Genomic DNA, 15,475 nt, shown 5'->3' on the forward strand with positions numbered 1-15,475 from the left:
CTCCGGTTCAGAGCTGGGTTCCGGCTCGCTGGAGCTTGGAACGGTCTCCTCATAAAACTCAATGATACCGTTGGTCTGAACACCTTTCCCATTTTCAGCACCGTGAGCAGGCATGGCAAAGCCCAGCAGAAGTCCTGCCACCAAAGAGAGGCGAAGAACGGTTGTAACAAATTGCTTCATGTGTGTGTGTCCTCTCTTTCGTTAAGGTGTCGGCGTATCGCCTAGAATCCAGGTGATTTCTGCCTTGTATTTCCCAAGCTTTGGTACACCACCTGCAGGAACTTCCAGCTTCAGCCCCGCACCACCAACACTCCAGTCATCACTAACGACATAATCTACTGGAGCTGTATGTGTATGGGTTTTAATTGTAAGTTCTGTATTAAGTGATAGCGATTCTTCCGTCGTTCCATTGTTAAACTTGATGGCATCCGCCAGAATCTTCGTGCTGTCATCGGTGTTCGCCATCACATCGGTCAGCTTCGCTGTCAGTGTCCAGCTCGTACGATTGCCGCGATTATCGGAAACCGTCAGAGGTGCACTTAAATCAGGCTCTTCCACACGCGTATCATTCACAGTCAACGCATGTTTCTCAAAGTTGATGACATCTGGAGCAGAACTTAGTTCCAGAATCCCAAGAAGTTCTCCACCCGGTAAACCAGCAGGTTTACTCACAGATACGTTGATCGGCTTGAATGGTCCATCTGGATCGATTGGTCCTGGTACAAACGGATTTTTATCCTCTTGTGGAGAAAATCCTTTTGCCTCAGCTGTGTTAAGAATATCTTGACCAATTTTTTCTCGATTCACTGTAGCCTCGAAAGTCACGATAAAGCCATTTAGTGCGGGTACATTTCCAACTTTAATCTTCAATAGACGTGTTGTTGGGTTGTACTCAAAAGAATCTGCTTCAAGCGGAACATCTGTTTCATTTCCTAAAGCATCGACTGTTTTGATCGTAATGCCATGGTTAGCTGTGTCAAAATCAAGACCTTCAGGTAATGTATCTTCCAATACAACATTGGCCCAATCTTCTGAATCTGCTTTGCCATTTTTACCTGTCAATGTATACGTTAACGTATCACCAACAGAGGTTGTCGCACCACCGCTGGAAGCAGCGACTTTTTCTAAACTTGGATTGTCTGGAATCACATCTTTAGCAGTGTATTTATTTACGCCTTTGAAAACAGCATCATGATAAGCATAATCATTGTATGGATTAATATTTCCTGTACTGATATTCGTAGCAGGAGGTTTAATCAAACCAACTTGATCGTACAATTCAGTCGTTGCCCCAGTCCCAGAAACTACTTGAGCAGCGGTGTGCTGTCCGGCATCATCAGATAAATAGATGCTAAGCTCTTTTGTTTTCTCAACATAATGTGGAAGATTGAATGTCCAACGACCATCTGACTCTACAATAGCTGTTCCTAATAAGGTACCTGTTGCACTATCACCAGAATCATAATAAACATGAACCAATGCACCAGCTTCAGCATTTTCACCTGACAATACTTTAGTTGCATTGTTTAGTGTTGCTCCAATTAATGATGTTGGATTCGGTGGTGTAACATCTAAAACGACTCTGTCGGGGGCCTGTAAATCAGAAGCAGTACTTGTATGCACTTTCTCGCTTCCTTCATTTTCTTTCAGTCCTCGCCAAGCACCGATTACTTCAATTTTGTCATTTTTAGTTAAGAACTCATCATTCGGTACATCGATTTTGAAAATTCCCGCTCTTGGATCATCGCCATAGACAGAGATTCCATCATCATCGCCATCGTCACCGATAGAAGCTCCTACCGTTTCATAATAATCAGCAGAATTACCATTTCGATAAACTCTGACTCTGACAAAAACTTCATCGGTGTATGCGTCCCTTGGCTCTTCACCTTTTCCTTCCGGTACACTTGCATGTCCCCAGATATATTTATCTGCATTTGTCGGTACACGTAATTCATCAATCACCGCAGTTTGGTTATTCGCAGTCATTCTTGAATAAGCAGGTGCCCCTTTGAAGGTACTATTGAAATCGATGTTATCACTTGTTCCTTTAGAGTAGTTATCACCAGTCCAAGTACTGTTTAGTATAGTCCATGATTTGCTGGGGTTACCGTCCAAATCAACGCCATCTTCCCAAACGGATAAATCTGAACCTGTCATATCAAATGTTGAATAGGTTGTTAAGCTTGCATTCACTCGGTAGGATTCTAAATTCTCAAAAATCAATCCGCCACCAGAACTATCATTACGGAAGTCAAAATATTTAGGTTTCGTCATGGTAAATTTTGTTGTATTTCTTCTTGAACTAAATACCCCAGTATTCGATGAGGCTGTTCTTCCACGTACAACAAAGTAAGCTCCTTCACCAACTTCAACATCTAGCAACTGGTCATCGCAATCAATAGTTGTTCCATATCCAGCTTCAAGAGAAACATTTGAGTTTTCACCAGTTACCTTAAAGTAACTCGTTTCGCTTGTACTCCCATTACGGAACTGAATCCCTTGATTCCTTCCATTACTACCAGGATCTCTTGGTGTTCCATCTCCAGCACTTTTCAATATGAAATCTGAGCCACCGGAAACAATTACACCATTATTATTAGAGTACATTCTTAACGCTGATTGATTTCCAGCATCTCTAATGATTGAGATTTTAGACCCTGTCTTTGCTTCAAAAACATTTCCGCCTTGTGCATAGAAACGAACCGTTGCTGCTAATGATCCACCGTCAGTATTTTTTCCGTATGCATTAAACTCACTCTTATCACTAACAGTAAATTTACCACCTTCACTCTCCATCAAAACTGCCGGAGAACCATTAGGCTCAGATAATGAGTTTACATTAACCTTAGCCCCTTGAGTGACGTCAATCGTACTAACTACAGCTCCAGATCTCAATAACATGATTGCATCCGAGGCACCACCACCACTTGAATTACCATTTAAAGTAACTTCTGTTCCATCACCGTCAAATTTGAAATTAGCAGTGTTAGTTACATGAATAATGTTAGTGTTTCCAGAACTGTTGACTTTTAACTTTGAGCCCTCATTTACAGTTAGAGTAGTATCCACTCTAGCACTTAGGTAGAAAATCCCTCCTAATTCTGCATCAACTTTTGCTTTATCTGTTATTTTCAAATCTTTTGCCGTAATCAAGGCTCCAGTTCCTGTAATATTCAGTTTAGATTCACCACTTATTACTACACTGGATTGAACGCCGCTAAACAGTGCTGAAACATTGCCTGAAACAACATTTACGTTATTCATTCTAAGTTCCCAATTGGCACTAGGAGTCGTACCACTGGTAAACATTGCAGCAGTATTCGTCCCACTAATATCGACATCTTGTAACGCAACAAAGCTTCCTGCTGAAGCGGTACCTAGAGTCACTGCTCTTCCTAAAAAATTCAGTGAACGCTTAGTTGCTCCATCCAACCCATTAATAACTTTTGAAGTTGTTACTGTAACAGCAGCGCCAAAGCTAATGTCTGCTTTCAAATTAATCCAGTCAATTGTTGTGCTGGTTAAAGCGGTTTGAAGCTCTGACCATGTGCTAACATCCACAGGATTGGTAGGTGTCGGCAAATCAATTGCTAGTGGACTAATCCCACTCATAGAGGATAGTTGCAGCTCTGAATCAAGTATTTTCTCTTCAGCTACTTCAACTTGCCCTTCCATTTCTGTCATATCGTCATTACTGACAATATCACTATTTGTGTCGAAAGTAATAGATGAAAGAATATCACCATTCGAATTTTTAATAGCAACAGATCCAGTTTCTAAAGCTGACTCGTTATCTGGTAGTACAACAAAAGTAACAGAAAATACTTCTCCATTACCTGAAAAATCCAGTTCTACTCCCTTCAAATAATCAGATTCATCTACTTTTACAGATACTTTCTTCTGATTGGCTTCATTAAGACCATCAGCAAATAATTCAACATCATAGTCACTTACTTCATCAAATTCTAATCTTAATTGTTCTTTCTTTGCATTTGGCACAGTTAATTTCAGTTGCAGATAATCAGTACTTTTGTAATTTGAATCAACAATTTCCAAACCGTAATTTGACTCATTTGCTTGAATCTTGTCAACAGTTACAAATCTTGAAATCCCTGCAATTAGAAATACAGCTATTGTAAGACATAACACAAAGTAGAATTTTTTTGCTATTCTCATTTTTTTCCTCCTTCCCTCAAAATTTGTGTATTCTATCACTTAGATAGAGATACGATTTATTTCAATCTCCTTCAAAGGAACAAGATCATTAGATTTCATATTGTGTTTTGACCCTGACCGTTTCTGGAAATGAAATACATACATTTGATAAAAAACTGCTATTTTTCTGAAGAGTCCCATAAGTCAAGCATGTAGCCTTTTGACCGAACTGTTCTGACATACTTCGGATATAACGGATCGATTTCCATTTTTTGTCTCAGATGGAACATCAGATTTGCAATTCTGGCTCTGGAAAATTTTTGTTTTTCTCCCCATACTTCGTCATGAATCTCTTCATAGGTTACTGCTTTCCCATTACTTCTAAACAGCATGTCTACCAATTGATATTCGAGATTAGTGAGTGATATTTCACTATTTCCTGCAATTTTTACACTTCTGTTCTTCTCTATCAGTTGAAAATCAGCATGATGTTCTATTACATCAGACTTTCTGGCATCAGAAGGTTCTTGTACCTTCCGACTCATCAATGTGTTTCGAATAATCAGGCGCAGCTCCTCCGGTTCGCATTCCTCATGAAAATTTCCTGTAACCCCTAGTTGTAAATAGACTAAGCGGTTAATTTCCGGTATTTCCTTTGAAAGCGTCCAAACATATGGAATGGCTGCACCTTTTATTTGCAGAATCAAATTACAGGTTTCACCTACATTCTTCTGTTCTTCGTCAAAAATAATGACCCCATCAACCTGATTAAGCGAGGTGTTCAAATTGGTTTTCGACTCTATCGGAACAATGCGGTAATCATCCTGTCGCAACGTCTCTATGTATTTTTCATTCAGCGTTCCTGTTATGTTTACAATCCCTAAAGTTTCCACTAGCAAACGCCCCTTTCTAATTTTTTTCATTTCCAACGCATCATTTCTCGTTAATTTAAAAATGATAGCTTCAAAATTACTTTGCGTATGTTTTCAATGGCTTTTTTTAATGCTGTTGCTTTATAAAAACGGTTCTATACGGTAAGCATGTAGCCCTTCGAACGAACCGTTCTTATATACTTTGGCTCAAGTGCATCTTCTTCTACTTTTTTCCTTAAATAGAAAATCACGTTCGCTACTCGGTATTTTCTATATTTCTCTTCTGTTCCCCAAACGCCCTTATAGATTTCTTGATAAGAAAGAGCCTTATTCACATTGTCCAGAAAAAGCTCCATAGTTTTATACTCTATCCTGGGTAAAGGAATTTCTTTTCCTTCTTTACTAATACTCAAATTTCTAGGATTCAATGCAAAATCTTTTTTGTTTGAAGCAGTATGCGGTTGTTCTAATACATTTTCCGCATCTTTATATCTTTTCAAACCATTCATTATTGTTAAAATTGTTTCATTTACATCTGAGTCATAAGAGAAAACGACATCTGCACCCATTTGAAGATAAAATAGTTTAGATGAGCTCATTTCTTTTGTGACAAACACCCAAAGTAAAGCATTGCTTCTTCTTTTTAACTCAATAATGAATTTGCATACTTCACCAGCACTGTTCAAATCTTTTTCAAAAATGATGATTCCATCTGCTTCATCAGAAATCTCATATTCATGAAAAGGATTACTATTCATCACCTTTACGTTCAAAGAAGTCAATTGCTCAATATACTTTTTTTCCTTCTCATCATTCGTAAGTGATATACAATCAAGACTAAACATATCTTCTTTTCCCTCTCTTTTTCCTCACTAATCCAATCGTTTGTAAAAAGAAATGTATTCATTTAAAATAAGAAATAATTTAATTCTGTAGATAATCTGCTGATTATTATCGTAAATGTATCAGTTTTGAGAAAAAACGATAAAGAAACCAGAAATTATACATAAAAAAAGAGTGTGACGGTTCAAGTGACGGCTAGCAGCAAAAGATAAGGACTGTTGAAAACAATTTTTTCTCAAAAAAAAGGCTTCGTAATTAGATTACGAAACCTTCTTTTCATAGCTGTTAAATTTTAGACTGGTATCTATCAGTGAGATTGCAGATTGTCTGTTTTTCCACATCGAGTCAGTATATGTGTCCAATGTCATCTTGATTGAGGCGTGTCCCAACAGCTTACTCAGGGAAGCAATATCAACTCCTTTTTCGACACATCGAGTAGCAAAGGTGTGTCTCAATACATGGAAATGGATATTAAGTTCCGCTTTTTCGAGAATTTTCTTGAAGCGATAATTTATAACCCTAGGCTCTGCAAAGCTGTGCTTACAGCTGATAACAAACTCTGAGGTACTATATGCCCTTTTTTCTAACAGGTATTCCTTGAGATTTACAGCCAAAGGGATGCTACGTCTGGAGCTTTCTGTTTTAGGTGAACTAAGAATCAGCTCAGTCTTGTTTTTCGAGTCGTCATAATGGATGCGAAGTAGTGTTCTCTGAATATGAATAACATTTTTTTCAAAATCAATGTCCGACCATTTCAGACCACTTATTTCACCGATTCGCATTCCTGTATATAAAGAAAGGATAACCGGCGAACATCCTTTCTCCTGTAAAGCCAATCGCTCCAGGTTTTGCTGCTGCTCAATGGTCAATGCGCCTATGTGCGTTTGCTGTGCCTTAGGCAATTGGATATTTTCACAGGGATTTACCATCAGATACTGTTCCTTGCACGCTTGATTTAGTGAGTATTTTAGTACTGTTATGACTCCTTTGATAGTTGTCGCTGAAAGTTTTTTCATTTGAAGACAGCGGATAAACGCATTGATTTCTCGTGTATCAAGAGTCGTCATTTTTTTTTCACCTAGAAATGGAATAATATGATTCTTTACTCGTCCTGAATAAACGGTGTATGTTGTAATCTTGACATTATTTTTCACAACATATTCCAGCCAGTAATTCAGCCAATCTGAGAGTTTTCCCTGAAAATCTCGTTGTGTTCTGTTCAGGTAGCTATGTTGCGACTTCAAAAAATTTAATTTCTTTTTTACCACACTATATTTTCGATCATAGACATAGCCGAAAATGATTTTTCCGTTTTCATTTCTATTTTTGATGTATCGTCCTTCATAACGACCATCTTTCCTTTTATAAATGTTCTCACCTTTTTTTGCCAAAGTGTCCACTTCCTTACTTAAAATTTGACGGCTTGATTGACGGCTGACTAAATGTATAAAACATAAGTACAAAATATCTTATTTTTAGTATATTACTTCACGAAAATTTTCATTTTTCTCATTTTTTGAAATAATTACGTAAAAAAATGAAAATAAACACACGATTTTTATATAGACTATTTTCATTTTTTGAGTTAATATTTTATTTGAGTTAGATATCTTGCGGAAAATAACGGTATAAAAATCGTTTTTTCTCAAAACTGATACATTTACGAAAAAAATTACATCTCTTCATCTCTTCATCTCTTTTACATCATCAATTATATTTCATTTCATTCTTAAAATGATTGATTGTTGTAATGTAGATTCAATTTTTTGTAATTTTGATTATTAGCAGACATAAAAAGAGGCCCGAGTGTTTTTTTACATAAACATTCAGGTCTTTTTTAATTATTCAACTTGCTATTATATATAATAGAAGCTTTCTTTATATCGATAAGGAAAGCTTCTATTTTAGTATAAGTGAAACCAGTCTATCCATTATATTAATCCTTCGTCTCCAATTCATGAATCGTTGCAGAAACATGTTTCTGATAATATTGTTTTAACTCATCCATATTTTCCGACTCCAAATAATAATCAAGGCTAAGTAAAATATTATGATAATCATGCTTGAAATCCAAAATCCCCTGATTGATTCCATCAATCCGTTGACTATATTCTTCCATATTCTTATAGTATCTCTGCTTCTCTTCTTCATATTTCCTTGATAACAGAACATTTCTACAAAATAGATATACACCTAAAAATCCTCCTACCGCTGCGCTTACACCGTAAAAAATATTTTCTTCTACTGTAAATAATTGTGCAACAGCAATGGAAAGAACGACAACAAATAGATCAAAAAGAAGCTCCACACTAGAACGCTCATTTTTCATGAAAAATTTGTAGAGTTCCTCCTTCTTTAACCTTCTCTTAACGTACATGCCTATTCCTAAAAGAAGAACTTGGAGAACTATAGCCAGAAGTATGTATGGGAAGGCCTCTCTTGCTTGCTCCAACTCAGCTGCCCCATCTAATACCAGATGTTGAAAAAGATAAGCTGCTATTTGGTAAATAGAGTAATACAAACAAGAGGAAATTGTAGCCACCGTTATACCCGTCAGCCAAGAAATTGAAAGAAGCAGTTTTGACAGCATAGTATTAAAAGTTAACATAAATAGAAAGGAGTAGAGCTTCAAATTAATGAACTGTTCCGCTTCACCAAAATTACGCCCTATCATCACACCAATAAATAGAAAAGGCAGCAAAGATACCGTCCACAGCAAAATTTTCTTTTTATTCAGTCGCTCAACAGATAGAAGCCCCAGCAATAATGAACTGCCTAACATCATGCTATACGTATAAACGTTTATTCCAAATTCCATTTTTCTACCTCCAATCATCGACTCAGCTAAGGGTTATTGTTGATACAAATTGATTATCTAATAGCTTGAATTCCACCTGAGTGTGAAAATCGCATAGCTTCGCTATATTAGAAAGACCGATACCGGAATGCTCTTCCTTCATTGTTTTCCCCCGCTGCTTCAATTCACTAATATTCATAGCCTCACGCTGACGACTATTAGAAATAATGATTTTTCTTTGTCCATGCTCGTCTATGAAAAAGACTATATCAAGTTTTTTTTCCATTGTCATTTCAGCCGCATCAATTGCATTATCCAATAAGTTTCCCAATATCCGAATAATTTTTACGGGGTCCTTAGTATCTGCTTGAAATTTTTCTAATACTTTCACGTTAAATGAAACCTGTCGCTGCTGTGCTTCCTGTTGTTTTGAAAAAAGAATTCCTTTGATAAAGTCTTCTTTTATATTACTGATTGTTCCCAGTTTCTTCGTGTATTCATTCAGTTCGTAATCCGATTCCGAAATGGTATCTCTATAAAAATCTTTTAGTCCTGAAAGATTTTCAGCAACCAAATAGGAATCAATCGTTGATAAGATATCATAATACCTTTTCTTAAACATGAACACTTCGTCATGAGCCGTTTCAACGGAATGTCTGTATTGCTCTAAATTTTGAAAATATGCTTGCTGCTCGATAACTTTCTTTTGAGTCAACATAACGTTCTTGCAAAAAAAGTACACTGCACCTGACACTCCGGAAGTTACAGCAATAGAAATATAAAACGTATTATCCATAACAAACAATCGACCAACAGTGATGATAAAAACCAATAAACAGACACATAGTATAACATCTGTTATCGAAGATGGGTAATTGGTTAAGACGTCCAACAAGTTTGCCTTCTCACTTTTTCTTCTTATATCCACAGAAATTAGGAGAATGACACTATAAATCAATAGCGCAATCAGCAGATATCTCGTTGCAAAAAGCTGTGGCTCCTTAAAAAAGATAGCCCAATCTAGCTGACTAGGAAATAAATCGTCAAGCACATTCCCAATAATCGCATATACAGCTCTATAGAGGGCAGTGGATAAGCTGGCCAATACAAATGACAGCTTCCATGATATGCCTAAAAATCTTTTTGCCACAATCACATTTAAAGTTAAAGTTGATAGCATCGCAATCGGTAGAAAATTAACCCAGTCTTCTAGCTCCATACCCAAATATTGTACCCGTATACTAATGATGGAGACGATGAATAAGATAAGGTTCCACTTAATAAGTTGTTTGCGAGCCAATTGTTTGCCGTACAAGACTTCAATCATAATAGGACTTGCGAATAATGTTGCATTCTGCGCTAAGTTATACCAAAATTCCATCCTTATACACCTCCTGCAAGGACAGCCATTCTCTTCTTCATTCTTTTCATAAAGCTTTTTGTTACAAAAATCAGATGGCCTGATTTAAATTTTATATACAGATCCTGTGGATTCAGTTCCTCCACATTTATCGGATTGATAATCATCGATTGTGCCTCCGTATAAAATGAAGCAGAATCAAACAACTCTTTCATATTTCCTAAATAATTATTTACAAAAAAAGTTTCGTCTGTTAACTGTACCTTTACCTTCCTCTCTCTTGAGTAATTTTCCAAATAGAGGAACTTATTTCTGGGAATCAATCGCACCTGTTTCTGATCGCTAATACGAATAACCTCCTCCTCTTCCAATTCTTTACACCACCGAATATAACTATCAGTGATTTTAAGGAACATCTCCAATAACTTGTGTTTCAATGCCCCGGCATCGGAGACGTCTCCTTTGTAGATAAAGGAAAAGGGCTCGATATTGGCAGTCAAGGTGTCCATGGCCAATTCTTTATGGGCTGTTAAAAAAATAATCTTTGCGTAATAATCCTTTTCACGAATTTTCTTGCCTAAATCAATCCCTGTAACCTCTAACCCATAATCAATATCCAATAAATAGATATTAAACTCCCCTTCTATTTCCTTCAGTAAATCATCCGGATGATCGTACACCTTGATATCATTAATATGATTTTCTTTCAGCTCGTATTTTGCCGAACGAGCAGCCTCTTCAATCCTTGTTCTTTCCAAATGAATATCTTCACATATATATAGTTTCATCATACATCCCCTCATCTTTGTAATTACCGCCTTTCAATTATACTCTCCTTAATACGCTAATAGCTTTAAACCCGAGTTGCGATTTAAACAAAATCAAATTAATTTGTGTTTATTTTCAAAAATATTTAAAACTTAATCTTCTCTTTACAACTTGAAAAACACTTGAAGTCAATGAACGATATCTATAGAATAAAAGAAACCACTTAAAGAAAGAGCTGTTATTCTTTCGTATCATAATTTCTTGAGGGGCTATCTATTAATGTAAAAATAAATCACCTAATTGTTTACTTTGAATATATAAGTCACATAGCATAAAAGGAGGAGAAAAGTATATGCATTCATCAGCCCATGAAAAGCTCAATCAGCTGATTAACGAAATGGAAAAGGTTATTCTTGGCAAACGGGAAGTACTTCAGCTAACCGTCACCGCCTTTTTGGCAGGCGGCCATGTACTTTTCGAGGATATTCCCGGAGTCGGTAAAACGATGATGGTTAAAACCTTGGCAAAAGCCATTCACGGTTCATTCAGCCGTATACAGTTTACACCGGATTTATTACCAAGCGATATTCTTGGTATCTCGGTTTATAATGCAGCAGCACAAACATTTGAATTTCATCAAGGACCGATTTTTACTACTATACTGCTTGCAGACGAAATTAATCGAACAACCCCACGAACACAAGCAGCTCTATTGGAAGCAATGTCTGAAAATCACGTAACAATTGATAACCATACCTACCCATTAGATGAACATTTTTTTGTTCTGGCAACTCAAAACCCGATTGAATATGAAGGTACCTATCCTTTACCTGAGGCACAGCTGGACCGTTTTCTCTTTCGATTGCATATTGGCTATCCTGAATTCTCAGACGAATTGGATTTATTATTGAACAATCAACAGGATAAGCTGAATCAGATTCGCCAAATCGTGACAGCAGCAGAGCTTTCCCAGATGAAGAAGCTTGTAGCCGACGTCTACGTTGATCCTCAAATTGCACGCTATGCATTGCAGCTGGTTCATGCGACTCGCAATCATGATGGTGTTGCACTTGGTGTAAGTCCTCGAGGAGCCGTTGCCTTTTTGCAAGCTGCTAAAGCCTATGCCTTCGTTAATGGACGGACATTTGTCACTCCTGATGATTTACAGCACGTTTTACCTGCGACCTTTGGGCATCGTCTATTACTGAAAAGCAGGAGTACTTCTACTGAGGTAGTGCTGGGAATACTGGAACAGATTGTTAAACGAGTCCCTGTACCAGTTAGGAGATGACAATGAAAAGCCATTCTCTGAAAAATATATTGCGAGCGACATTGGTTTTATTTTTTTATCTTGCTTTATTTCTCTACGCAGTCGTTTTTAATAATTCAAGTGGCTGGATGCTGCTCTTCTTTCTTTCCTTTTTACTGATTGGCAACCTGATAAGCTTGATACCGGCACATAAGAAAATTCATCTGGAGATGCTCGAGAATAGTACTTACCGTGTTGGAGACAGCAGCAGATTAATGGCTGAAGTATACGCAATGCGCCCTTTTCTTTTGCCGCTGAATTGTCTGACTCTTGCTTTTCCGAGTACTGACAAAAAAGAAGTCCCATTCTTTTTGGCTTATACAGGAAAAAGAAAGGAACTAACCTTTCACTGGACACCTAAAACAAGAGGCTATTTTTCGGTATTACCTGTCACTTTTTCCAGTACAGACTTTCTGAAGCTAATTACAAAAGAGTCTGTTCAACAGCTAACTGGTCAATTTCCAGTACTTCCGAAACAAGAGGATGAACTGGCACGTAAGCTATTACAAGGCATCCTGCTTGTTGAGCCGAATTTCTATGTACCCCTGGGAAATCGAACTTTTATGATTCGTAATTTCCGTGGACACCAATCAGGTGATCCTTTACGGATGATTGATTGGAAGCAATCAAGCAAAAGGAATGAATTAATCGTTAAAGAATATGAACAGGAGCAAGAGCAGAAGACCTGTATCGTATTTTATGGTCAGCAGCACACACAATTTGAAAAGCTGCTTTCTATTTTTTTCTCTGTTAGTCAACAGCTAAGTGAAAAAATGCCCTATACAACCCAGCTGCTGGCAGAGTATCCTTCTGAAATACCGGAAGAATATATACTGGCTGCGCTTCAACCGCTTTCAGAAGAAGTAACCATACCCTTGCACTCAAATAAAAAGCTGATTATTTTTGCTCCTGAGCTGACACAACACTTGGAAAATCAGCTGCAGATACTATCTAAAACCAATGAACTATTGCTTATCACATTTAAAGCGGAGCGACTTTATCTCCAATATAACGAGCAGGTCATCGACATTGAAACAATGGAGGTGCAGCAATGAAGACGCGTGTAACACAAAACTGGCTGTTCGCTTTATTGGCTTTCTTGATTCTGATGATTGCTAGTCCTCCCTTCCTTGAGGTCTATCAGCTTGAGAACAACCTGTTTTTCACCGGCATGCTGGCAGCTATCTGTTTGATTACCTTGCTGTCCAAATATTTTCTAATCACCTTTCCACTTTACCTGATTAGTTATGCTGTGTTGCTATATAGTTACTTTCCGTTAGGACTTCCCTTCAATTTTGAATGGGTTGGTACGTTCTTTAGCACAATCGTACTTTCTTACAACCAGATTGTGTCAGGAGAACTGAATTATATGCCTCAAATGATTGCTTTGGTTATTATTCTTTTTTTCCTGATTGCCTTAGCAGTACTAATGATTCACTATGAGCGTCTATGGCTGAGCTATCTATTGATTGTCGGATACCATTTACTTTTAGCTGTCTTTAACCAGTTGCAGCTTGGCAGCTCGCTAATCTTAATCACCTGCTTAGCATTACTCTTTCATCAATTGAAAAAGCTGCCTGATGGCATAAAATTGTTCAAAAAGGGACAACTGCTCCTTCTTAGTATAGTTGTGTTGGCATTTCTTATAGGAAGCGCCTATTCCTTTCAGCAATTAGTCCCACAGGTTAGAAGCTTCTTGTTTATAAAAACAGGGGCTGTTCGTGAGTATTTTAATGGTCAAGGGCTTTACCAGCATATCGCTCAATATGGGCAGTCAGGTCTTTCTAAAAGCGGCTTTAGTGAGAATGATCAACAGCTGGGCGGTCCTTTACTTGATGACACAACGGTTGTCTTTACCGCCTTGCAGCAGGCGCCTCATTATTGGCGTATTGAGACAAAAGATTCTTATACCGGAAAAGGATGGGAAAATTTTTCAAGCTCACTTCACTTTATTGGAAACCAAGAGACATTACTCCTTGAAGACAGCAGTTATGTCGGTGCATTAGGACCCGAAACAACTATTGATTTATCCTTCACAGGTGCCGTTTCCTATCTGCCGCAGCCTTATGGCAGAATACAGCTGCCTCTTGGCGGAATCGGCGGTGTTGAGGAAATCGCGGAAAAAGATCGAATCAACTTAAAGGAAGCACCAAAAGACTTGCAGCTTTTCTGGCAGGAGCCCATTTATGAGGAAGCAGAGCTGCAGCAAGTTGTCTTCCCCGACTACAGTCTAAATGATTGGCAAGCTCTCGCTGAACGTGGGTTAACCATCCATGACCTTACCTACCCTGATAGCGTATCAGCTCGTACCATCGCATTAGCGAACGAGTTGACTCATAGCGAGACAAGCCTCTATGGAAAAGTAAAGGCTATTGAGCAATATTTAAAAACCAGTCCGGAGTTTCGTTACTCTAAAACAGATACTTCGTATCCTGCAAACAATCAGGATTATGTCGATCATTTTCTGTTTGATTCAAAGGTTGGGTATTGCGATAACTTTTCCACAGCGATGGTTATTTTACTTCGTACACAAGGAATTCCCAGCAGATGGGCGAAGGGGTTTGCTCCCGGCGAAGTTACCAATGCTGAAAACGGACTTCAAGAATATACAATTAGAAACAGTCACGCTCACTCTTGGCCGGAGGTCTATTTTGACGGCTATGGCTGGCTTCCCTTTGAGCCAACACCGAGTTTTAATAACCCGGCTGTACCTGACGAACAGTCTCAAGAAAGTTCAACAGCTTCTGAAAGTCAGGAAGCAAGTACATCTGTCGATACCAATGAAACTGGAGAATCCAGTCAGCCATCTGCTTCAAGTGACAGCAGTACCAAAAATGAACCGACAACACCGGCTATTGACTGGTTATCCATACTCAAATGGATTGGCGGCGGCATCAGTTTGCTTCTTGTTTTGATTGGCACGTATCTTTTGAAGAATTATCAATTTTCAATTCGTTTCTATCTCTATCGACGATTCAAACCAACTGATTATTCAAAAGCTTATTTACTGCTTTTAAAGGAAGCTGAAAAACGCTGCTTTAGAGAAACAAACGAGCCTCTTGAACATTTCGCCAAGCAGTTTGAACAGGAGAACCCTCAGTTCGAAGGAAGTTTTCTCGCACTTACAAAGCTGTACGAGCAACTGATTTACAGCAATCAACCAGTGAACACTCATGAATGGAACACATTACTGGATCGAACAGCCAGTCTTTTGGTGGTCTCTTCTAAGTAGCATTATTAAGGCTGAAGCCTCGGAAGAAAATCTTTTTTGATTTTCTTCCGGGGCTTCTTTGACATTTATTTCAATGAATGTTCTTCACATTCACGTCGAATATACGTATCAAAATCGGTCGGCTTTCTTTCAAGAA

The 15,475-nt window shown here is 38.0% G+C and carries 10 protein-coding genes and 1 pseudogene; 3 read left to right on the forward strand and 8 right to left on the reverse strand.

Features of this window, described 5'->3' with window-relative positions:
- The 8 genes and pseudogenes from IW510_RS12855 to IW510_RS12890 form a co-directional block, all read right to left on the reverse strand.
- Window positions 1–180, reverse strand: a pseudogene (locus IW510_RS12855) (LPXTG cell wall anchor domain-containing protein); the annotation flags it as partial.
- A gap of 21 nt (window positions 181–201) precedes the next feature.
- Window positions 202–4,179: an isopeptide-forming domain-containing fimbrial protein gene (locus IW510_RS12860; RefSeq protein WP_202060283.1), complete on the reverse strand. Its 3,978-nt coding sequence runs from the start codon at window positions 4,177–4,179 to the stop codon at window positions 202–204.
- Between the two features lie 158 nt (window positions 4,180–4,337).
- Window positions 4,338–5,081 carry a winged helix-turn-helix domain-containing protein gene (locus IW510_RS12865; protein WP_202060285.1) on the reverse strand — a complete coding sequence of 248 codons (744 nt, stop codon included), beginning with the start codon at window positions 5,079–5,081 and terminating at the stop codon, window positions 4,338–4,340.
- Window positions 5,082–5,185: 104 nt separating this feature from the next.
- Window positions 5,186–5,875 (reverse strand): winged helix-turn-helix domain-containing protein, encoded by a 690-nt coding sequence (locus IW510_RS12870; RefSeq protein WP_202060287.1) that lies wholly within the window; start codon window positions 5,873–5,875, stop codon window positions 5,186–5,188.
- Window positions 5,876–6,133: 258 nt separating this feature from the next.
- Complete coding sequence (locus IW510_RS12875) at window positions 6,134–7,273, reverse strand: tyrosine-type recombinase/integrase (RefSeq protein WP_330932655.1); 1,140 nt, start codon at window positions 7,271–7,273, stop codon at window positions 6,134–6,136.
- Window positions 7,274–7,809: 536 nt separating this feature from the next.
- On the reverse strand, window positions 7,810–8,691 hold the full coding sequence (locus IW510_RS12880) for a hypothetical protein (protein ID WP_202060291.1): 882 nt from the start codon (window positions 8,689–8,691) through the stop codon (window positions 7,810–7,812).
- Between the two features lie 22 nt (window positions 8,692–8,713).
- Complete coding sequence (locus tag IW510_RS12885) at window positions 8,714–10,051, reverse strand: GHKL domain-containing protein (protein ID WP_202060293.1); 1,338 nt, start codon at window positions 10,049–10,051, stop codon at window positions 8,714–8,716.
- Between the two features lie 2 nt (window positions 10,052–10,053).
- Window positions 10,054–10,821 (reverse strand): LytR/AlgR family response regulator transcription factor, encoded by a 768-nt coding sequence (locus tag IW510_RS12890; protein WP_202060295.1) that lies wholly within the window; start codon window positions 10,819–10,821, stop codon window positions 10,054–10,056.
- Window positions 10,822–11,150: 329 nt separating this feature from the next.
- Here IW510_RS12890 and IW510_RS12895 point away from each other — a divergent pair, with 329 nt between their 5' ends.
- The 3 genes from IW510_RS12895 to IW510_RS12905 are packed head-to-tail and all read left to right on the forward strand — an operon-like array spanning window position 11,151 to window position 15,339.
- Window positions 11,151–12,089: an AAA family ATPase gene (locus IW510_RS12895; RefSeq protein WP_202060297.1), complete on the forward strand. Its 939-nt coding sequence runs from the start codon at window positions 11,151–11,153 to the stop codon at window positions 12,087–12,089.
- A 2-nt stretch (window positions 12,090–12,091) separates the two neighbouring features.
- Entirely contained in the window at window positions 12,092–13,162 is a 1,071-nt protein-coding gene (locus tag IW510_RS12900; RefSeq protein ID WP_202060299.1) for a DUF58 domain-containing protein, read from the forward strand.
- Window positions 13,159–15,339, forward strand: coding sequence for a transglutaminase family protein (locus IW510_RS12905; protein ID WP_202060301.1), 2,181 nt, complete (start codon window positions 13,159–13,161; stop codon window positions 15,337–15,339). Before IW510_RS12900 ends, IW510_RS12905 begins: the two co-directional genes overlap by 4 nt.
- Window positions 15,340–15,475 lie beyond the last annotated feature (136 nt).

Source organism: Enterococcus sp. BWR-S5 (assembly GCF_016745255.1).
GTDB lineage: Bacteria > Bacillota > Bacilli > Lactobacillales > Enterococcaceae > Enterococcus_L.

Excerpts from the sequence above, each read along its gene's own strand:
- IW510_RS12885 (WP_202060293.1), bottom strand. The coding sequence starts at position 10,051 with ATGGAATTTTGGTATAACTTAGCGCAGAATGCAACATTATTCGCAAGT.
- IW510_RS12880 (WP_202060291.1), bottom strand. The coding sequence starts at position 8,691 with ATGGAATTTGGAATAAACGTTTATACGTATAGCATGATGTTAGGCAGT.
- IW510_RS12895 (WP_202060297.1), top strand. The coding sequence starts at position 11,151 with ATGCATTCATCAGCCCATGAAAAGCTCAATCAGCTGATTAACGAAATG.
- IW510_RS12865 (WP_202060285.1), bottom strand. The coding sequence starts at position 5,081 with ATGAAAAAAATTAGAAAGGGGCGTTTGCTAGTGGAAACTTTAGGGATT.
- IW510_RS12860 (WP_202060283.1), bottom strand. The coding sequence starts at position 4,179 with ATGAGAATAGCAAAAAAATTCTACTTTGTGTTATGTCTTACAATAGCT.
- IW510_RS12900 (WP_202060299.1), top strand. The coding sequence starts at position 12,092 with ATGAAAAGCCATTCTCTGAAAAATATATTGCGAGCGACATTGGTTTTA.
- IW510_RS12905 (WP_202060301.1), top strand. The coding sequence starts at position 13,159 with ATGAAGACGCGTGTAACACAAAACTGGCTGTTCGCTTTATTGGCTTTC.
- IW510_RS12870 (WP_202060287.1), bottom strand. The coding sequence starts at position 5,875 with ATGTTTAGTCTTGATTGTATATCACTTACGAATGATGAGAAGGAAAAA.
- IW510_RS12890 (WP_202060295.1), bottom strand. The coding sequence starts at position 10,821 with ATGATGAAACTATATATATGTGAAGATATTCATTTGGAAAGAACAAGG.